Genomic DNA, 19228 nt, shown 5'->3' with positions numbered 1-19228 from the left:
GAAAAGCAAAAAGCTGTATATCCAGCCATGAAAAACAGGCGCCACGCATCCCTTAGCCGCGCGGCGTCTGCTCCGCCGCCCAGAACGCTTCGATCAGCCCACGGCTGGAAGCGTCCAAACGCGCCAGCTCGCCTTCGCCTTCGATGATGGCCTGGGTGTCGGTGGCAATCTGCTTGCCCAGCTCGACACCCCACTGGTCGAAAGGATTGATGTCCCAGATCACCGCCTGCACGAACACCTTGTGCTCGTAGAGCGCAATCAGCGCCCCCAGGGTGGCGGGCGTGAGTTTGTCCAGCAGCACCGTGGTCGAGGGCTGATTACCGCGATAGCGTTTGTGTTCGGGGCGCGGGCCGTCCTCCTCCAGCGCATCGTCCCCCAGCATCAGCACCCGCGACTGGGCGAAGCAGTTGGCCAGCGCCAGCCGATGCTGGGCCTTCAGGTGGCGGCGAGTGTCCGGGTCTTCGACCTCGTCGTAGCGCTTGAGCGGGGCAATGAAGTCGCAGACCACTGGCTGGGTGCCCTGGTGCAGCAGCTGATAGAACGCATGCTGAGCATTGGGACCCAACTGCCCCCAAAGCACCGGGCAGGTAGAGTAACTCACCGCCTGGCCCTGGCGGGTCACGGATTTACCGTTGGACTCCATTTCCAGCTGTTCCAGATAGGCGGCAAAATATTCCAGACGCCCGTCATAGGGCAGAATCGAATGGGCACGAATGTCCAGAAAGTTCACGTTCCAGATACCCGCCAGGCCCAGCAGCACGGGCAGGTTGTCGGCCATGGGCGCCGTCTTGAAGTGGGTATCCATGGCGTGCGCGCCCGACAGCAGCGCACGAAAGTTCTCCATGCCGATCACCAGGGCAATCGGCAGGCCAATGGTGCCCCAGAGCGAATAGCGCCCCCCCACCCACTCCCAGAACATCAGCTGGTGGTCCGGGGTGATGCCCCACTCGCTCATTTTTTCCGGGCTTGCCGAGACACCAATGAAGTGCTGACGCACGACCAGTTCGGCACTGATGGTGTGCGCCTGAGGGGCTTCGCCAGCTTCCGCATGCCGGGACAGCCGTCCCAGCAGCCAGTCACGGGCGGTGTTGGCGTTGGACAGCGTATCGATGGTGGTGAACGACTTCGAAGAGAGCACGAACAGCGTCGTTTCCGGGTTGAAACGCGTCAGGTAGTCGGCCAGCTGCGAGCCATCCATGGTCGAGGCAAAGTGCACCTCGACGGGGTGAATATCGCTGGGGCGATAATCGGCCAGCGCGTGGGTCACCATCAGCGGGCCCAAATCCGAGCCGCCTACCCCCAGGTTCACCACGTGACGAATCGGCTTGCCGGTGGCACCGCGCCACTGGCCTGCGTGCAGGCGCTGCACCAGGCGCTCCATCTGCGCCAGGCTGTCGTGCACGGCCCCGACGATGTCTTCACCCTCCACCTCCAGCTGGGCATCGGCGGGCAAGCGCAAGGCGGTGTGCAGCGCCGGGCGGTTTTCGCTGACGTTGACCCGCTTGCCGCTCAACAGCGCTTCGATGGCCCCCGGCACGCCCGCCTCTTCCGCCAGACCCAGCAAATGCTCCAGGGTGTCGTCATCCCAACGCTGTTTGGAGAGGTCCAGCGTCAGCCCCGCCACGTGACGGGTGAAGTGTGACCAGCGCTCGGGGTCGTCACCAAACAGGTTCTTCAGATGGATGTGACGAATCGCCTGGGCATGCTGGGTAAGCGTTTGCCAAGCGGGTAGCGTATCGGGAGTTGCCTTTGCTGAAGCCATGTGCCCTCTCCTGTGGCGTCGTTCCGTGAGGCAGGAATCTGTGATCGACGGGCCTGTTCTGGATTAACAAGGGCGCGTAAACTAGCGAGCCTCATTAACCAGCCTGGCTTGCCCATGAGTGATGCATCTTACCGCGACGCTATCTTTTCAACACCCCTGGATAAGGTGGCAAGGTTCTCTTTTGATGAACAGGTCGTCGCCTGCTTTCCCGACATGATCCGCCGCTCGGTGCCCGGCTATGGCCAGATCCTGGGCATGCTGAGCCTGATCGCCCAGCGCCATTTGCGCCACGGCGCCCATGTCTACGACCTGGGCTGCTCGCTGGGGGCCTCGGGCCTGGCGCTGGCCGGGGCCATGCCCGCCGACGCTTTCCGCTATACCGGCATCGACCTCTCGCCTGCCATGGTCGAGCGTGCTCGCCAGACCTTTCTCGACGAGAGCCCCGACCACGCCATGCAGGTGGAAGAAGCCGACATCCGCACCTACGCGTACGCGCCGTCGGGGATGATCATTCTCAACTTCACGCTGCAGTTTCTGCCTCCCGCCGACCGAGATGCCCTGCTCAAGCGGCTGTACGCTGCCCTGGAGCCCGGCGGCGTGCTGATTCTCTCGGAAAAGACCATCGACGCCGATGAGCGCGACAATGCCTGGCGAGTAGAGCGCTACCACGACTTCAAGCGCGCCAACGGCTACAGCGACATGGAAATCAGCCAGAAACGCACGGCGCTGGAGAATGTGCTGATTCCCGACACCCTGGATGCCTTGCACGAGCGGTTGTCGCAGGCGGGCTTTCCGCGCTCGATGACCTGGTTTCAGTACCTGAACTTCACCTCGCTGATCGCGTTCAAGGAGGGCTGACGTGGCGCTGCTTCCCGACGATCATCGCGTGCTGTATCAAGCGTTTCTGGATCAGGCCGCGCAGGACACCTCGCTGACGCCGTGGCTGGCCAAACTGCCCGAGCAGCTGGCCAGCGGGCTAGACCGCCAGCGCCACGGCGACCTTTCCGCCTGGGAAAAGGCCGTGGCCAAGCTGCCCCCGCTGCCCGAAGAGCGCCACGTCGACCTCAACAGCGACACGCTGACGGTAGAGCTGGCACTTACCGAGAGCCAGCAGCGCCAGTGTTTCAACCTGCTGCGCAAGCTGGCCCCCTGGCGCAAGGGGCCGTTTTGTCTGGGCGGTATTCATATCGACACCGAGTGGCGCTCCGACTGGAAATGGCAGCGCGTCGCGCCGCATCTTGCCCCGCTCAAGTATCGCAAAGTGCTGGATGTCGGCGGCGGCAGCGGCTACCACGCCTGGCGCATGGCAGGCGCAGGCGCCGCCTTCGTGCTGGTGATCGACCCTTCCCCGCGCTTCTACTGGCAGTTCCAGGCCGTGCGCCACTTCGTGGGTGACGCCGATGAAGGCCGCACGCACTTCCTGCCCGTGGGTATCGAGGACGTACCGGAAAACCTGGGCTTTTTCGATACGGTGTTCTCCATGGGCGTGCTCTACCATCGCCCTTCGCCCCTGGAGCACCTGCAACAGCTCAAGGGCGCGCTGGCCCCCGGCGGCGAGCTGGTGCTGGAAACCCTGGTAGTGGAAGGCGACGAGCAGACCGTGTTCGTGCCCGGCGAGCGCTACGCCGCCATGCCCAACGTCTACTTCCTGCCCTCATCCCGCGCCCTGTGCCACTGGCTGGAGCGCTGCGGCTTCACCAACGTGCGCGTAGTGGATGAAGCCGCCACCACGCTGGACGAGCAGCGCTCCACCGAGTGGATGACCTATCAGTCACTGGCCGACTTTTTGGATCCCCACGACCGCACCCGCACCATAGAGGGCTACCCCGCCCCCCGCCGCGCGGTGATTCTGGCGAACAAGCCGGCGTAAGCCAGGCTCAGCGCCGCAAAATCACCAGCCAGCGCCCCAGGTTCATGACGCTGGCCAGGGAGGCTGCCACGTAGGTGAAGGCGCAAGCGGTCAGTACGTGGCGGGCACCGGGCATGTCGTAGGGGGGCACGTAATCTTTCAGCAGCGGCAGGGCCCGGTTGAAGCTGGCATCGAACTCGACCGGTAGCGTGACCAGATGCACCAGTGCCGCAGTGCCAAAACTGATCACGGCCATGGCCACCACCGCTGCCAGGCCGCCGGGCAAGCGGGTCAGCAGGAACAGGAAAGGCGCCAGCATCATCAGCACCGCCCCCAGCTTTTCCGCTCTTTGTGCCAGCTGTACCAGGCGGCTGCGGGCCAGCAGCGGCGCATAGCCTTCATGGTGCTGCAGGGCATGGCCCACTTCGTGAGCCGCCACGGTGACGGCGGTGAGCGAGCGGCCGTCGTAGTGGTCTGGCGTCAAGCGCACACAGCGGGCTTCCGGGTCGTAGTGGTCGCCATGCTCGGTACGTTCTACCTTGACCCCTTCTACACCCAGGCGGCGCAACAGGTGCTCGGCCAGTTCGGCCCCGGTGCCCGGGTAGTCGTCGCGGCCACGGGTGTGACGCTTCAGCACCCATTTCGCCCAGGCATTGGGCAGTACGAAGATTGCCAGCATGATGGCAATGACCAGAATCCACATAACTCCACCGCTGCGTTCACAGGTAATTCAGAGAGGCTTCGACAAGCCGTGGGGGCACTGACGGCGGCAAAGCAAGCTGCTCGCGACGGTCAGTGCCTACGTAAAAAGACCCGCAAGCGGGCCATTAGTTTTACCATGATACGCGTGGGGGCGCAGCGTCAGTCGGGGTCGTTGTGATGTGCGGCGACATCACGCTTGACGGCCTGCAGCCCGCGGGCAGATATATCGCCCTGCCCGTGGGCATGTTCGGCCATCAGCACGCTGTCAGCGGCCAACACCAGTTCGCACTGAGTGTGCGCCAACTGCTCACGCAGCCGTTGAATGGCTTCTTCGCGTTTGGGGTCACTGTCCACCCGTCGGATGTAAATCGCCTTGATGCGCTCCGGGTAGGCTTTGACGACCTCGGTATATACCTCCGGGTCGTGCTGGCCGCTGTCGCCGATCAGGATGCAGGGCATGTCCTGATAGAGCGCCAGCATGCGGTCGATCAGGTCGCGCTTGTGGGCTTCTGCCCGGCGCGGCCAAGGCTTGCGCCAGGAGATACCCCATTCGCGCAGAAACAGGATCGGCCCCACCGGAATACGGTTGAGCTGAAAGAAGGCTTCGAGAATTTCATAGATGGCCCAGGGGCCACGGGACACGTACAGAATGGGACGCTCTGCCTTTTCGGTCTGGCCACGGTAGAGCGCCTGGTACAACGATGCCACGCCGGGAAACGCGGTGCGTCGATGGGGTTTGCGCACGAACAGCCGATAGAGCATCTTCAGCTTTTCGGCTACACCGGTGAACATCACGGTGTCGTCGATATCACTGATCACCAGCAGGTCGGCCTCGGGGGGCGGCACGTAGACTTCCACACTGGTGCGCACCGTGGGCTGGCCGCTGGCACGTACGACGATATCCGCACGGTGCCAGGAAACGTCCACTGGCAGCGTCGAGGTGATGGGCAAATGGGCGTCGAAATAACCGTCGCGGTCGGTGGTCAGCGTCAGCTGATTTTCACCCACACGGATCTCTACCTGGGCATCGGCCAGGCCACGGCGAAAGATGCGCCGGGCCACGTCGGCCGTGTCACGCAATATGCCGCGCCGCGGGATGGCACGCCCAAGGGCCGCCTGTCGAAACACGCGGCCCATGACGAAAATTTCCTGTTGAGAGCCGTAGCCACGATAAGGGTGCACCATCATGCCACCCCGGCCACGATCCTTTTTCATGGGTTTGGCAACGACATGGGCAAGCCTTTTGGCAAAGCTTGCCCACTGGTGATACCACGCCATTAAGCGTGCTGACCCGAGTGACGCCCTTCCTGCAGCTCTTCCAGCAGCTTGGCGTTGAAGGCATCCAGGTCCTTGGGGGTGCGGCTGGTCACGAGCCCACTGTCGACCACCACCGGCTCGTCTACCCAGTTCACGCCCGCATTGCGCAAATCCTGAGCGACACTGGCGACCGAGGTCATCTTGCGCCCTTCCACCACGTCCGCATTGATCAGAATCCACGGGGCGTGACAGATGGCCGCCACCGGCTTGCCTGCCTGGAAGAAGGCTTTGACGAAGCTCAGCGCCTCATCGTTCATGCGCAGCTCGTCCGGGTTGAACAGGCCACCGGGAAGCACCAAGGCGTGATAGTCCGCCTCGCTGGCTTGGGCAAGCGACTTGTCGGCGGGGTAGTTATCGCCCCACTCGGTCTCTGCCCAGGCGCGGATCTCCTTGCCTTCCGGGGAGATCACATGCACATCGACGCCTTCCTTTTGCAGCGCGGCGCGAGGTACGCTCAGCTCGGACTCTTCGAAACCATCCGTTGCCAGAATAGCAACACGTTTACTATTTAGCGCTTGATTCATCATGCTCTCCATTTCGTGATGAGTAGTCATGTACAGCACCTAACCAGTGTGGCGCATCTTATACCATCGTCAAGCATTGTATAAAACGCGACCCAGCTGGCTGATGTCGTAACCTTTCAGCGCCTCGGCCCGCTGATGAAAGCGCGGCTGCCGGGCAAAGGCCATCAGCGCTTGCATTGTGGGCTCGAAAGCGCTGCGTCGATGCAGGACCAGATCGAACGACTCCTCCACCAGGGGAATGAAATGAAGCTGCTGGCGATGCGCCGCCGCCTCCATGCCCACCCCGACATCCGCCTCTCCCTGAGCAATGGCCAGGCCGAGATCCTCCTCGCTGAGCGCCATGTGGTCGGCCCAGCGCAGCGCGTCAGACGCGATGGACGCTTGCGTCAACAAGCCTCGCAGCAAATGCGCAGCCCCGGCATCGGGCTGGCGATGAGCACACACCACGTCTGGGCGGGCAAGATCCTTTATCGTCTTCAGGCCCAGCGGGTTGCCCGGCGCCACTATCAGACCCTGACGGCGCTTGGCCCAGTGCAGTACCACCAGATCCTTGACCCCACCCAACCCCAGCACGGTCGGTTCGTTGTAGCGGCCGCTGTCAGGGTCCCGCAAGTGGATACCCGCCACCATGGCCTTGCCTTCGAGCAAGCGCCGAATGCCGTCGCCACTCCCATGGCACAGCGATGCCAGATCGCAGCCACTCTCACGAATCGCCCACTCCAGCAGCGGATCGAGGCTTCCGGCCAGCACCTGAGGGGGCGGCAACCGTTGGGCCTGGTCGCCTTCCAGGTGGCTCAACACCCACATGTCGATGTGCTGACGAGGAAACAGCAGTTTCCCGGTGGCACGGCTACAAGGGATCTGCCCCTGGCGCACCAGGTCATACACCTTGCGCTCCTTGAGCCGCAGATACTCCGCCACTTCCGCCGTCGTAAGGTACTCTTTTGAATACTCTTTCAAAGACTCTCTCACCCGCCCACCTTCAAATGCTGCATGAGACTGCATAGTAGCGCATATTTTTCAGCGCACCGTGCATCCCGGGAAATTTACGTACACTATGCACCTACCTGATGCTTCTACCAGCATCGTGACTTTTTAGACACGTCATGACCTTACAACGACACCCTACCAACACAATGAACCTGCCCCTATCAGCAACCCTGGCCACGGAACGTCATGTCGGATAACCCATTCAGCACCGCGATAGCGCTCATTCTGGGCATGGACCCCGCGCTCGTGGCCATCGTAACGCTATCGCTTCAGGTGTCGCTGATCGCCGTCACCCTGGCCAGCCTGTTGGCACTGCCCCTAGGGGCGGCGCTGGCACTGTGGCAGTTCCCCGGGCGGAACGCTCTGATCGTGGTGCTCAATGCCCTCATGGGACTACCTCCCGTGGTCGCGGGCCTGTGCGTCTACCTCCTGCTTTCCCGTGCGGGGCCATTGGGTCAGTTCGGGCTGCTGTTCTCGCCCACCGCCATGGTCATTGCCCAGGTGATTCTCGTCTTTCCGATCATTGCTGCCCTGACACGCCAGCAGGTGGAAGCCCTGCACAGCGAGTACGCCGAACAGCTGCGTTCGCTGGGGCTCGGCCAACTGCGCATGATGCCCACGCTGCTGTGGGATGCGCGATTTGGCCTGCTGACCGTGATACTGGCGGGCTTTGGCCGCGCCAGTGCGGAAGTGGGCGCAGTGATGATCGTGGGGGGCAATATCGACGGCGTGACCAGGGTCATGACCACCAGCATCGTGCTGGAAACCAGCAAGGGTAACCTGGCGATGGCCTTGGGGCTGGGCATCATTCTGCTCAGCCTGGTCACCTTGATCAATGCACTGGCCCACTGGGTCAGTGAAACGGCAAAACGGCGGTTAGGATGAACGCACCCCTCAGCCCCGCGGCTTCCACCGTCCCCAGACTGCATTTTCAGCAGGTCAGTTTCTGCCACCGTGGCGACACGCTGCTGGCACCGACCACGCTAGCGCTGCACGGCTGCCGCCGGACGCTGGTAATGGGCCCCAACGGGGCTGGTAAAAGCCTGCTCATGCGCTTGGCGCATGGGCTGCTGCGCCCCAGCAGTGGCCAGGTGACCTGGGAAGGCAAGCCGCCGGTGCAGGCCATGGTCTTTCAGCGCCCGGTGCTGCTGCGCCGTTCGGCGCTGGACAACCTCACCTACGCGCTGGCCGTGCATCGGGTGCCTCGCCGCCAGCGCAAGGCGCTGGCCTTGCAGGCATTGGAAAAATTCGGCCTGACCAGCCTGGCCAAACGCCCCGCCCGGGTGCTTTCCGGAGGCGAGCAGCAACGTCTCACGCTGGCACGGGCCTGGCTGCTCAAGCCTGCCGTCCTGTTTCTGGATGAACCCACCTCCGCCCTGGACCCGGCGGCCATCAAGGCCGTGGAAGACGCGGTCAATGAGTTCCATCAGGCAGGCACGCGTATCGTCATGACCACCCACGATTTGCACCAGGCCCGGCGTCTGGCCGACGACGTGCTGTTCATGTACAGCGGTCAGTTGATCGAACACACCTCGGCAGAAGACTTTTTTGACACTCCGGCAACAGCGCAAGCCAGGGCGTTCATACGGGGCGAGCTGGTCTGGTAAACCCTACTCTAGCAAGCCCCACCACGACGCTTGAACAATACCCAAAGGAGCAGGACCGTGAACAAGACCACTACCCTCGTTACCGCCAGCCTATGCACCACGGCACTGGCCTGGAGCGCCTCGCTGCTGGCCAATGATGACTACATTACCCTGGCTTCCACCACTTCTACCGAGAACTCGGGGCTGTTTGGAGCCATCCTGCCGGTCTTTACCGAAACGACCGGGATCGATGTGCGCGTGGTGGCCGTCGGCACTGGCCAGGCCTTCGAAATCGCTCGTCGTGGCGATGCCGATAGCCTGCTGGTTCACGATACCGCAGGCGAAGAGCAGTTCGTTGCCGATGGCTATGCCACCGAGCGGCTGGATGTGATGTACAACGACTTCGTGATCGTGGGACCCAGCGATGACCCCGCCAACATCGCCGACAGTGACAGCGTCAGCGACGCCTTCGCGCGGATCGCCGACAGCGAGTCGCCCTTCGCCTCACGGGGTGACGACAGCGGCACTCACCGCGCCGAGCTGCGCCTTTGGGAAGATGCGGGCGTCACACCGCAAGGAGATTGGTACCGTGAGCTGGGCAGCGGCATGGGGCCGACCCTGAATACCGCCGCAGGCATGAACGCCTACAGCTTCACCGACCGCGCCACCTGGGTGGCCTTTGAAAACCCGCAGGACCTGACCCTGCTGTTCGAGGGCGACGAAGCGCTGTTCAACCAATACGGTTCGCTGCTGCTATCACAGGAGCAGCACCCGCACCTGAAACATGAGCTGGCGGGCCAATGGCACGAGTGGCTGGTGTCCGACGAAGGCCAGCAAGCGATTGCCGACTTCAAGGTCAACGACCAGCAGCTGTTCTTCCCCAACGCGACTCGCTCCAGGGCGCATTGGAGATAAAACTTCATCTTTGATCATTAAAACAGCGGTAACCCACCCGCTGTCTCCATATAGAAAACCTGCTGCAGCGTCTTGCGCCAACAGCAGGTTCAGTGTGCGTTGCCAACGGCTAAGCGTCTACTCGATTATCTCGATAACGTCATCAAACCATTAGCGCAGAAGGTCACGAATGTCCTTCGCGCCCCAGTGCGGAAAATGCTTGCGCACAAGAGCGTTCAGGTCACGTTCGAAGGCGGCCCAGTCGGTGGTGCCGGCCTGCTCACGGGCATCCGCGACCCGCCGAATCATACCGGCGCCCACGGTCACGTTGCTCAGCCGGTCGATGATGATGAAACTGCCCGTGCCGGGGCTGGTACGGTAGTCGTCCACCGGAATCGATGCCGTCAGTTCCACTTCACAGCGAGCAATGGCATTCAGCCCCAGGCGCTGGGTCGGGTGTTTCTCCAGCGTGTTGACGTCCACCTGATACTCGATGGCGCTGATCTGGCCCGCCAGATCACGAGTGGCCAGCTTGATATCGTAGAGCTTGCCCGGCTCCAGGGGCTCTTCGTGCATCCAGACCACATCGGCATTGAACACGTTGGAAAGCGGCACCTGATCTTCGGCGCTGACCAGCCAATCGCCACGGGAGATATCGATCTCGTCTTCCAGAGTCACGGTGATGGCCTGGCCGGGGTAAGCAGCGTCGAGATCCCCGTCGAAAGTGACGATGCGCGCCACGCGAGAGGTCTTGCCCGACGGCAGCGCCTTCACCTCTTGGCCTGGGCGCAGCACACCAGCCGCCAGGGTGCCGCAATAGCCTCGGAAGTCCAGGTTGGGGCGATTGACGTACTGCACCGGCAGGCGCAGGTCGCTCAGGTTCTGGTCACGGGTGACTTCGACGTTTTCCAGCAGCTCGATCAGGGTCTTGCCTTCGTAGCCTTCACTGCCCGCCGCAAAGTACCAGGGCGTGTGCTCGCTGGCGTTGACCACGTTGTCGCCATTGAGCGCCGACATCGGCACGAAGCGAATGTCCGGGGCCTGCAAGTTGGCCGCAAAGGCTCGGTACTCCGCCACGATCTCGTTGAAGCGTGCCTCCGAGAAGCCCACCAGGTCCATCTTGTTGACCGCGATGACCAGATGCTGAATGCCCAGCAGGTCGGCAATGAAGCTGTGCCGACGGGTTTGGGTCTGCACACCGTAGCGCGCGTCGATCAGGATGATCGCCAGGCTGGCAGTGGAAGCGCCCGTGGCCATGTTGCGCGTGTACTGCTCGTGCCCCGGCGTATCGGCAATGATGAACTTGCGCTTGTCGGTGGAGAAAAAGCGGTACGCCACGTCGATGGTGATGCCCTGCTCGCGCTCCGATTGCAGGCCGTCTACCAACAGGGCGAGGTCCACCGTATCACCGGTGGTGCCACTGGTCTTGGAAGCCTTGGTGATCGCGGCGAGCTGATCTTCGAAGATCATCTTGGAGTCGTGGAGCAGCCGTCCGATGAGCGTGGACTTGCCGTCGTCGACGCTGCCGCAGGTGATGAAACGCAGCAGATCCTTGTTTTCGTGCTCGTGCAGGTATTGCTCGATGTTATCGGCAATCAACGTTGATTGGTGCGCCATTAGAAATACCCCTCACGCTTTTTCTTCTCCATGGAACCGGCCTGATCGTGATCGATGGCGCGGCCACTGCGCTCGCTGGTCCTGGTCAGCAGCATCTCCTGAATGATCTCCGGCAGCGTGGCGGCGGTGGACTCCACCGCCCCCGTCAGCGGGTAGCAGCCCAGGGTTCTGAAACGCACCCACTTCTCTTCCGGCACTTCGCCCTCGGCCAGCGGCAGGCGCTCGTCGTCCACCATGATCTGCATGCCGTCGCGCTGCACTACCGGACGCTTAGCGGAGTAGTACAACGGCACGATGGGAATCGACTCCAGATAGATGTACTGCCAGATATCCAGCTCGGTCCAGTTGGAGAGCGGGAACACGCGAATCGATTCGCCCTTGTTGATCTTGGCGTTATAGACGCTCCACAGCTCCGGACGCTGATTTTTCGGGTCCCAGCGGTGGTACTTGTCGCGGAAGGAGTAGACGCGCTCCTTGGCACGGGAGGCTTCCTCGTCGCGCCGCGCGCCGCCAAAGGCAGCATCGAAACCGTGCTTGCTCAGGGCCTGCTTGAGGGCCTGGGTCTTCATGATATCGGTGTACTTGGCACTGCCGTGGTCGAAGGGGTTGATGTTGGCGGCGCGACCCTCTTCGTTGGTATGCACGATCAGCTCCATGCCCGCCTCTTCCGCCATGCGATTGCGGAAAGCGATCATCTCGCGGAACTTCCAGGTGGTATCGATATGCATCAGCGGGAACGGCGGCGTGCCGGGGTAGAAGGCCTTCCGCGCCAGATGCAGCATTACCGAGGAGTCCTTGCCGATGGAGTACATCATCACCGGGTTGCTGAACTCGGCTGCCACTTCCCGGATGATATGGATCGACTCGGCTTCGAGCTGCTTCAGGTGGGTCAGTCGGGCGGCATCCGGTGCGATGGGCACCTGTTGCGTCGCCGCCGACGGCGCAGAAAACTGGTTCATTACCTTCTCCCTCACAAAACGGTGCTTGCTTTTATCGAGACGGCTTTTCAAGGAAGCCTGTGCAAACATGGTGTGCCGCCCTGAGCGTATGAATCGCAAGGCGGGCATTTGTGGGTAGGGTAACGCCAGGTCAATAATAACCCAAAAGAATTAATAACTATCTTTTTATATCTTTATCAACTAAAAAGAAAAGCATCAGAGGTCGATACGCTCGACCCAGGTCTGCCACTCCTCCCCGTGCAGCTCCACCACGCGATAACCCGGCCGCGACGCTTCATCCACCGCAAAGGTTTTCGCACCGGGCAGAAACTGGTCTGATGTGGCGGGGCAACCATAAGTGCCTATCGCCGAGCCCGCCAGCGGCTGATGCTGGGCAAAAGCCTGATGGGCATGCCCAAACAGAATGATCTTGACCTGGGGGTAAGCGCTCAACAGCTGCCAGAACGCATCGCGGTCCTGCAAACCAATCGCATCCATCCAGTCTGCCCCTACGTCCACCGGCGGGTGGTGCATGACGATAGCCACCGGCCGCTCGTCCTGCTCCAGCCGTTCGGCCAGGGCGGTGAGTTTGGCCGCCCCCAGCTCGCCATGGGGCTTGCCCGGCACATGGGTATTCAGCAGCAGCAGGCGCCACTGTTCCAGGTCGACTTCATCCAGCATCGGGCGTTCTGCGGCCATCAGTTCGGGCTGGTCGTGGTTGCCCGGTATCCAGAACCAGGGGCACGGCAGGCGGTTCAAGGCCTCGCAGGCGTGAACGTAAGACGCGCTGGTTTCATCCTGGCTGATATCACCACTCACCACCACCACGTCCGGGCGTTCGGCCACCACGGCGTCCAGCACGGCTTCGAACTGCTGCCAGGGAATGGCCGCCCGAGAGCGTGCCTGCTTGTCGGCGTGCAGATGCGCATCGGTAATCTGTATCAACCGCATCAGGGTAGCTCCGGCAAATCGACGACATGACCATGGGCCAGCCCATGGGCCAACCACTCTCCTAAAAAGCAGTTCAACTGCAGCTTTTCATCCGGTTGATGCATGCGCGCATTGGGGTAGCGATAGCGTCCGCTGAAATGGCGCTCGCGCTGAAAGTCGATGACTTCCGCCATGCGCACATCATGGTAAAGGTGCACGCGCATGCGCGGCCCTTCAATGACCGCATCCAGCGGGCCGCGCTGGGAGATCTCCACCAGCGTGGTGTAAGGGGCCTGCTGAAGAATGGCCAGCTTGAGGTCGCCAAAGTGCCGGTGATCACCGCGCAAGGCGATATCGCGCCGCTGGCCGCTCTGCAGGTCACCCACCAGGCGCACCAGGCGCAGATAGTTGGCGCTGCACTCCCCTTGCAGGGTTTTCAAATCGGTTACGTAGGCGGCTCTTGCCATGATGACTCCTTACCGGGTGTTGGCCTCGGCGGCTGACACGGCCGCGCGCCGGGAAGCCGCCCGCAGCGATGCCCGCTGCCCGGCCAACCAGTGCATGCCGATCAAACACATGGCGTTGTCGAGTCGGCCCTGCTCCAGGAGTTGCCAGGCGGCGGGAAAAGAGACGACATGAACACGGATGTCTTCATTCTCGTCCTCGACGCCATGCACGCCTCCCACGCCCTGGCTATCGACCAGCCCGCAAAATAGCGTGACCCGCTCGTTGCAGGCGCCAGGGCTTGGGTAGTAGGTATGCAATCGGGTCAGTTGGCCCACCTGGCAACCGGCTTCCTCCTGGGCCTCACGGCGCGCCACGTTTTCCAGGGTCTCGTCCTTGTCGACGAGGCCCGCCACCAGTTCCAACTTCCAGGGGGAGTGAGGGTCGTCGATGGCGCCAGCGCGAAACTGCTCGACGAGGATCAGCGCATCGCGCTCGGGGTCATACAACAGCACACCCACCGCATCGTGGCGGTTGTGCACTTCTCGGCGCATGGTGGCGCTCCAGCCGCCCTCGAAAAGTCGATGACGCAGCTCTAGCGCTTCCAGGCGAAAAAACCCCTTGTAAAGGGTGTCACGCGTGATGAGTTCCACATCGTCGCGATTGAGTGTGGGGCCCATACGGCACTCCCGGTGAACATGATCGTACCATTATCAATGCTGGCCACCGGGAATGCCAATCGGATCATCAACCGCGTGATTTGACGGCCATTACAGCTCGCGCAGCAGCGCCTCGGCATCACGGCGAAGGGCTTCGTCGGAACGCTGGCGACTCTCCCGCGCCGTGCCGTTCACGGCTCGCTGAGCATGCTCCCGCGCCGCCTGGGTGTTGCCCTCTTCTTTCAGGAAAGCGGCATAGTAGTAGTTCACATCGATACCGTCCGGGCGAATTTCCAGCGCCCGCTGGAACATCCGCTCAGCGGTGGCGCTATTGCCAAACCCCAGCGGGCGACCCGGGGCACGGTCATACAGCGCCCCCAGGGTCACATACGCAGAGCCATTACCCCCCGTAGGGTCGATCTCGACGGCGCGCTCCAGCACCGTGCGCGCATCACCGGCGGTACCCAGCGCCCCCAACCCACCCCGCTCTCGAGCATAGGAAGCCAGCACGATGCCTTGCCATACCAGCACCTCGGCCTCGTTGGGGTTCTGCTGGGCCAGTCGCTCCGCCTCGCCCGCCAATGCCCTCAGGGTCGACTCGCGTTGGTTGGCGGGCATCTCGGTCACCGTATGCTCCCAGCGGTTCTTCAGGGAGAACAGCTCGCTTTCGAAGGCCGACGCGCTCAGCGGCGACAGTACCAGGGCACCGCCCAACGCCGCCGCCATGAAGAGTCTAGAAAATGGAATTGTACGCATGGAAAACTCCTGCTTGTTGTTATGAAGAATGAGTCTTGACTGTTGAGTTATCACTATCGAATTAGACCTGCTCAAGGCATGGTGATATCTCGTCCACACTGACAATGTAACGAACGTTTGAATGATTCGCCAGAGAATCACCGCTTTGTTGCCCCGTACCTTGGTAGCGTAAGCTAGGCACTTTTCCGGGAAGGTAACGACACCATGAAAGGCCGCAACATGACGCGCTGGCGCGATCCGGCAAAAGACCCGCGCCAGGCACCCAAGAGCAATCTGATTACCGCCGAGGGCGCGGCCCGCCTGCGGGGCATTCTGGACCACCTTTCCCGCGTCAAGCGCCCTGAGCTGTCGGCCAAGGTAGGGGAAGCCGCTGCGCTGGGGGACCGCAGTGAGAACGCCGACTACACCTACAACAAGAAAGAGCTGAACCGGGTCATCGCCCGCATCCGCTATCTGACCCAGCGGCTGGACGAACTACAGGTAGTGGACAGGCTGCCCGCCAACACCGACAAGGTGTTTTTCGGCGCGTTCGTGAGCCTGGAAGACGACGCGGGGGAAACCCTGCATATCCGCCTGGTGGGCCATGACGAAATCGACACCCGGAAGCACTGGATCAGTGTCGATGCCCCCATGGCCAAGGCGCTGCTGGGCAAGGAGGTGGACGATGAGATCACGGTGATCACGCCCAACGGCGAGGCGTTCTACACCATTACCGACATTCGCTATGCCGGTGCCTCACCCAACGCCTGAGCCAGCGGCCCCTTCACGACTGCCCGCGATACACCCGGAAACGCCGATTGTCGGCCAGCGTCTCGAAGCTTCCAAACGCACGCTCCAGCCGCTCGGGATAAGGCAGGAAGGCGTTGGCCACCAGCACCAGTTGGCCTTTGGGGGTCAGGTGCTGACGCGCTTCGTCGATGAGTCGCGCACTCGGTCCGTAGCTGATCTCGCGCTCCTGGTGAAACGGTGGATTGCTGACGATCAGGTCGAAACGCGCATCGCCCAGCGCACGGTAGACATCGCTTTCGCACACGCTGCCCGTCAGCTGGTTGGCCGCCAGCGTCTGGCGACACGCCTCGACGGCAAAGGCGTTGACGTCCACCGCTGTCACCGTATGGCCACGGCTGGCCAGCCAGGCGCTGATGATGCCGTCACCACAGCCCATGTCCAGCACGCTCAGCGGGCGCCTGGGCAAGTGCGCTTCCAGGGTTTCAAGTAGTAGCAAGGTTCCTTCGTCGACCTTGCCATGGCCAAACACACCAGGGTGGCTCACCAGCGTCATGCCCAGCGCTTCGAAGCGCTGCCACTCATCCGGCTGCTCGGGCAGCGCCACGGTGTGGCTGGCAAACAGTGAACAGCGGCGTGCGTTGTCCAGCTTGTCACACCCCATGCCCAGCGCTGCCAGCAGCTTCGGCACACGCTTGATCCCGCCCTGGTGCTCCCCCACGATCTCGAAAGGCGTGTTCTCGGGGAGCCATTGGCACAGCCAGCGCAGCCACCACGTGCCCAAGGCATGCGCCTTGGGCCAGAACAGCACCACGCGGCCAGCGGGCTCTGCATTCATGGGCGCCAGCGGGCTACTGGCCAGCTTTCCAGCGTCCTGCCACTGCTGGCGCAGCGCCACATCGCCACTGATCATGGCGGTAGAGCGCTCCACCAGCCAGCCATCGGCAGGCGGAGCGATGGGCAGCAGTTGAGCCGCAGGGCCATGGTAACGTTCGAGAAGTTGGCTGGCGGGCAGTTGAGCGCTCATGCATCGGCCTCGGGTTTGGTGAAGGTGTAAAGTAGATAGCGGCCCAGCCGCCAATGGGGCTCCTGGCGGCAGTACTGGCGTTCCAGCGCCATGAGCGTGGCCTGGTCGTCAGCGCTGGCAGGGGTCTGGCGCAGGTAGTCCTGAAAGATACGAATGCCCGCCACGTCGACCATCTCCAGGCCGCAGCTATCGGCCCAGCCCAGAACTTGCGCGTGGGTCATGGGTGAAATGGGGGTCAAGCGCTGGCGACGCCCCTTGCCTGCCAACTGGTCGCCCAGCGCCTTGCTCAAGTTGCCCTTCACCACGTTGGAGAAGCGCAGCGCATCGCGGTTGAACACCATCAGGCTCAGCTGACCACCGGGGGCCAGCAGGCTGGCCAGGGTAGCCAGCGCCTGGGCCGGGTCGCCCAGCCACTCCAGCACCGCATGACAAGTGATCAGCGGCCAGGGCCCGGGGGCTTGAACGGGCAACGCTTGCAGCGGTGCCACAACGTAGTGCAGCGCGTCGGCATTGAAAGCACCTTCGCTGACCCGCTGGCCATGCCATGCCTGGGCGTGTACCAACATATCCTGGGAAGGCTCTGCCATGGTCACCGCATGCCCCCGCTCGGCCAGCCAGGCCGACAGCTGTCCCAGGCCGCCGCCTACATCCAGTACCGGCTGGGCGTTCAGGTTCAGCATCTGAGGCAGCAGGTAATCCAGCATGGCCAAGCGCAGCTCTCCACGCGGGGCCTGATACAGCGAGCGGGAAAATTTCTCCGCCAGACCATCGAAATAACGGTCGCCCGCCTCGGTCAGTTCGTAGGATGGGTGCATGCAGCAAGCTCTAGATAGAATCACGGGCGTCGATTGACGGGGGCGTAGTTTACCCTGCCTGAGCTGCAAACGCTTGCCGAGGCAGCCTCGCCTGCCAGTTTTCCTGCTGCTCCAGGGCGGCGGCCAACTGCAGCAACTGACGGTCTTCCCCCAGCCGTCCAATTACCTGCACCCCCACGGGCAAGCCGCTTTGCGCCACGTGCATCGGTAGCGACATGGCAGGCTGGCCGGTCAGGTTGGCCAACTGGGTAAAGGGCGTACGGCTCAGGGCATCGACGGCCAGGCGCTTCAACAGCCCCGCCTTCAGGGCCAGCGCGGGCAGGCCCGGCACCGCCAGCAGCGCCATCAGCCGTTCGCGCAGGGCCGACGGGTACAGCTCCCCTAACCGAGGCGCGGTGTCTGCGGCCACGGGCAGCACCAGCACATCATGACGCTGATGAAACTGGCTCATCTGCTCGGCGGCCACGTGCCAGTAGCGCTTGGCCGTCTCGTACTCCCAGGCAGAGAGTTTGGCGCCCAAGCGGCCAATGGCGCGGGTAGAAGGCTCCAGAGGCAGGCGGCCGAGCGGCACGCCGGTTTGCTGACTAATCCAGCGCAGGTCTGCCGCCAGGTGGCCCAGGTAGAGCGTCAGGTAACTGTCGGCAAGCGCCTCACCGTCGACCGGCGGGTCGCACCACGCTACCGTGTGCCCCATCTCCTCCAGGCGCTGGGCGGTTTTCTCGATGGCCGTTGTCACCTCTGAATTCAACCGTGTACCCACACTGCGCCCCAAAGGCTCCCCCAAAGAGATCGCCACCCGCAAGGGTGGGCAGGGCTTCGACAGCGCCTCCACATAGCCGCGCTCCGCAAGCACCGGGTAAGGGCCCGAAGGCGCCATGCCGTTGACCTCTTCCAGCAGGGCCGCACTGTCACGCACGCTCCGCGTGATCGCATGCTCCACGACCGCTCCCTGCCACACTTCACCATGGGCTGGCGCCAGTGGCACACGGCCCCTGGAAGGCTTGAACCCGAACAGCCCGCAATAGCTGGCAGGGATACGAATGGAACCGCCGCCATCGCCTGCCAGCGCCAAGGGCACCATGCCCCCGGCCACCGCGGCCGCCGCCCCACCGCTGGAACCACCGGGCGAATAGCCTGCGCGCCATGGGTTTTCAGGGTGGGCAAATGCCCTGGGCTCCGTGATGCCCATCAAGCCAAGCTCCGGCGTGGCCGTTTGGCCCACCACCACCAGCCCCGCCCTGCGCGAGCGCTGGATGAACAGTGAATCCTCGGCAGGCCGCCAGTCGCGTAGCGCAGCACTGCCGAATGCCAAGGGCTCCCCTTCGAGGGCCATCAACAAATCCTTGCTCAAGGTGGGCACACCGGCAAAACAGGCCGAACTTTCGACCTGCTGGCTTTCACGACGCGCCTGCTCGACCCGCATGCGCACCACGGCCTGCAGCACCGGGTTAGCCTGCTCGATGGCCACCAGCGCGGCTTCCAGCACCTCTTCCCGGCTCACCTGCCCGCCACGAATCAGCGCTGCCAGCCCCGTTGCGTCGTACTGTTGATACTCGTGCACGTGCATCGCCACCCTCCCGGTTTTCTTTCAGCGTAGCAAAGGCCAGGAGTTATTGGTCGGGTAGACCGGACGATTGCTCGTTCCGGCCCCCCACAGATCCGAGCGTGCGCGATTGACGCACTCGGCTCCTC

Annotated in this window: 20 protein-coding genes; 6 read left to right on the top strand and 14 right to left on the bottom strand. The window is 62.8% G+C overall.

Translation table 11 applies throughout. The annotated features are described in order from the left end of the window. Positions 1-52: 52 nt before the first annotated feature. Positions 53-1762, bottom strand: a complete 1710-nt coding sequence (pgi, locus tag CWI66_RS01475; RefSeq protein WP_100730738.1) for a glucose-6-phosphate isomerase — start codon at positions 1760-1762, stop codon at positions 53-55. Between the two features lie 114 nt (positions 1763-1876). Between pgi and cmoA the strand changes: the two genes are divergently transcribed. After that, entirely contained in the window at positions 1877-2620 is a 744-nt protein-coding gene (gene cmoA / locus CWI66_RS01470; RefSeq protein ID WP_039177622.1) for a carboxy-S-adenosyl-L-methionine synthase CmoA, read from the top strand. 1 nt (position 2621) lies between these two features. After that, a complete protein-coding gene (gene cmoB / locus CWI66_RS01465; protein WP_100730737.1) occupies positions 2622-3632 on the top strand; it encodes a tRNA 5-methoxyuridine(34)/uridine 5-oxyacetic acid(34) synthase CmoB in 1011 nt (336 codons plus the stop codon). Between the two features lie 7 nt (positions 3633-3639). Here the strand turns inward: cmoB and CWI66_RS01460 are convergent, their stop codons facing one another. From CWI66_RS01460 to CWI66_RS01445, 4 genes are all read right to left on the bottom strand, one after another. Further along, a complete protein-coding gene (locus tag CWI66_RS01460) occupies positions 3640-4314 on the bottom strand; it encodes a zinc metallopeptidase (RefSeq protein WP_100730736.1) in 675 nt (224 codons plus the stop codon). Positions 4315-4472: 158 nt separating this feature from the next. Further along, complete coding sequence (locus CWI66_RS01455) at positions 4473-5528, bottom strand: App1 family protein (RefSeq protein ID WP_422822515.1); 1056 nt, start codon at positions 5526-5528, stop codon at positions 4473-4475. Positions 5529-5590: 62 nt separating this feature from the next. Next, positions 5591-6154: a type 1 glutamine amidotransferase domain-containing protein gene (locus CWI66_RS01450; RefSeq protein ID WP_100730734.1), complete on the bottom strand. Its 564-nt coding sequence runs from the start codon at positions 6152-6154 to the stop codon at positions 5591-5593. A gap of 69 nt (positions 6155-6223) precedes the next feature. Beyond that, entirely contained in the window at positions 6224-7126 is a 903-nt protein-coding gene (locus CWI66_RS01445) for a helix-turn-helix transcriptional regulator (RefSeq protein ID WP_026001632.1), read from the bottom strand. A gap of 204 nt (positions 7127-7330) precedes the next feature. On the opposite strand from CWI66_RS01445, the gene CWI66_RS01440 reads away from it, so the two are divergent. From CWI66_RS01440 to CWI66_RS01430, 3 genes are read left to right on the top strand one after another with little or no spacing between them, the layout of a single operon-like run. Further along, positions 7331-8029: an ABC transporter permease gene (locus CWI66_RS01440; protein WP_016913407.1), complete on the top strand. Its 699-nt coding sequence runs from the start codon at positions 7331-7333 to the stop codon at positions 8027-8029. Next, on the top strand, positions 8026-8751 hold the full coding sequence (locus CWI66_RS01435) for an ATP-binding cassette domain-containing protein (RefSeq protein ID WP_016913406.1): 726 nt from the start codon (positions 8026-8028) through the stop codon (positions 8749-8751). Before CWI66_RS01440 ends, CWI66_RS01435 begins: the two co-directional genes overlap by 4 nt. Before the next feature lie 57 nt (positions 8752-8808). After that, positions 8809-9645, top strand: coding sequence for a substrate-binding domain-containing protein (locus tag CWI66_RS01430; protein WP_100730733.1), 837 nt, complete (start codon positions 8809-8811; stop codon positions 9643-9645). A 150-nt stretch (positions 9646-9795) separates the two neighbouring features. Here the strand turns inward: CWI66_RS01430 and cysN are convergent, their stop codons facing one another. The 6 genes from cysN to CWI66_RS01400 form a co-directional block, all read right to left on the bottom strand. After that, positions 9796-11241 (bottom strand): sulfate adenylyltransferase subunit CysN, encoded by a 1446-nt coding sequence (cysN, locus tag CWI66_RS01425; protein WP_100730732.1) that lies wholly within the window; start codon positions 11239-11241, stop codon positions 9796-9798. After that, the gene (gene cysD / locus CWI66_RS01420; RefSeq protein ID WP_100730731.1) at positions 11241-12200 is read right to left on the bottom strand and encodes a sulfate adenylyltransferase subunit CysD; all 960 of its coding nucleotides are present in this window, start codon (positions 12198-12200) and stop codon (positions 11241-11243) included. The genes cysN and cysD overlap by 1 nt, the downstream gene beginning before the upstream one ends. Before the next feature lie 195 nt (positions 12201-12395). Beyond that, positions 12396-13130, bottom strand: coding sequence for a phosphodiesterase (locus tag CWI66_RS01415; RefSeq protein ID WP_100730730.1), 735 nt, complete (start codon positions 13128-13130; stop codon positions 12396-12398). Then, positions 13130-13576: a DUF1249 domain-containing protein gene (locus CWI66_RS01410; RefSeq protein WP_100730729.1), complete on the bottom strand. Its 447-nt coding sequence runs from the start codon at positions 13574-13576 to the stop codon at positions 13130-13132. Before CWI66_RS01410 ends, CWI66_RS01415 begins: the two co-directional genes overlap by 1 nt. A 9-nt stretch (positions 13577-13585) precedes the next feature. Next, on the bottom strand, positions 13586-14233 hold the full coding sequence (locus CWI66_RS01405; protein WP_081194248.1) for an NUDIX domain-containing protein: 648 nt from the start codon (positions 14231-14233) through the stop codon (positions 13586-13588). A 90-nt stretch (positions 14234-14323) separates the two neighbouring features. Further along, on the bottom strand, positions 14324-14968 hold the full coding sequence (locus CWI66_RS01400; RefSeq protein WP_081194250.1) for a TRAP transporter TatT component family protein: 645 nt from the start codon (positions 14966-14968) through the stop codon (positions 14324-14326). A 204-nt stretch (positions 14969-15172) separates the two neighbouring features. Between CWI66_RS01400 and greB the strand changes: the two genes are divergently transcribed. Next, a complete protein-coding gene (gene greB / locus CWI66_RS01395) occupies positions 15173-15718 on the top strand; it encodes a transcription elongation factor GreB (RefSeq protein WP_081194252.1) in 546 nt (181 codons plus the stop codon). A gap of 13 nt (positions 15719-15731) precedes the next feature. Here the strand turns inward: greB and CWI66_RS01390 are convergent, their stop codons facing one another. Genes CWI66_RS01390 through CWI66_RS01380 form a run of 3 tightly spaced genes read right to left on the bottom strand, consistent with a single transcriptional unit; the run spans position 15732 to position 19103 of the window. Next, positions 15732-16721 carry a class I SAM-dependent methyltransferase gene (locus tag CWI66_RS01390; RefSeq protein ID WP_081194254.1) on the bottom strand — a complete coding sequence of 330 codons (990 nt, stop codon included), beginning with the start codon at positions 16719-16721 and terminating at the stop codon, positions 15732-15734. Then, positions 16718-17536: a methyltransferase domain-containing protein gene (locus tag CWI66_RS01385; protein ID WP_100730728.1), complete on the bottom strand. Its 819-nt coding sequence runs from the start codon at positions 17534-17536 to the stop codon at positions 16718-16720. The genes CWI66_RS01390 and CWI66_RS01385 overlap by 4 nt, the downstream gene beginning before the upstream one ends. Positions 17537-17585: 49 nt before the next feature. Beyond that, positions 17586-19103, bottom strand: a complete 1518-nt coding sequence (locus tag CWI66_RS01380; protein WP_100730727.1) for an amidase — start codon at positions 19101-19103, stop codon at positions 17586-17588. Between the last annotated feature and the right edge of the window lie 125 nt (positions 19104-19228).

The organism is Halomonas sp. 141 (genome assembly GCF_002810305.1).
Taxonomy (GTDB): Bacteria; Pseudomonadota; Gammaproteobacteria; order Pseudomonadales; family Halomonadaceae; genus Vreelandella; species Vreelandella stevensii.
This window is presented reverse-complemented; position numbering and strand designations above follow the sequence as displayed.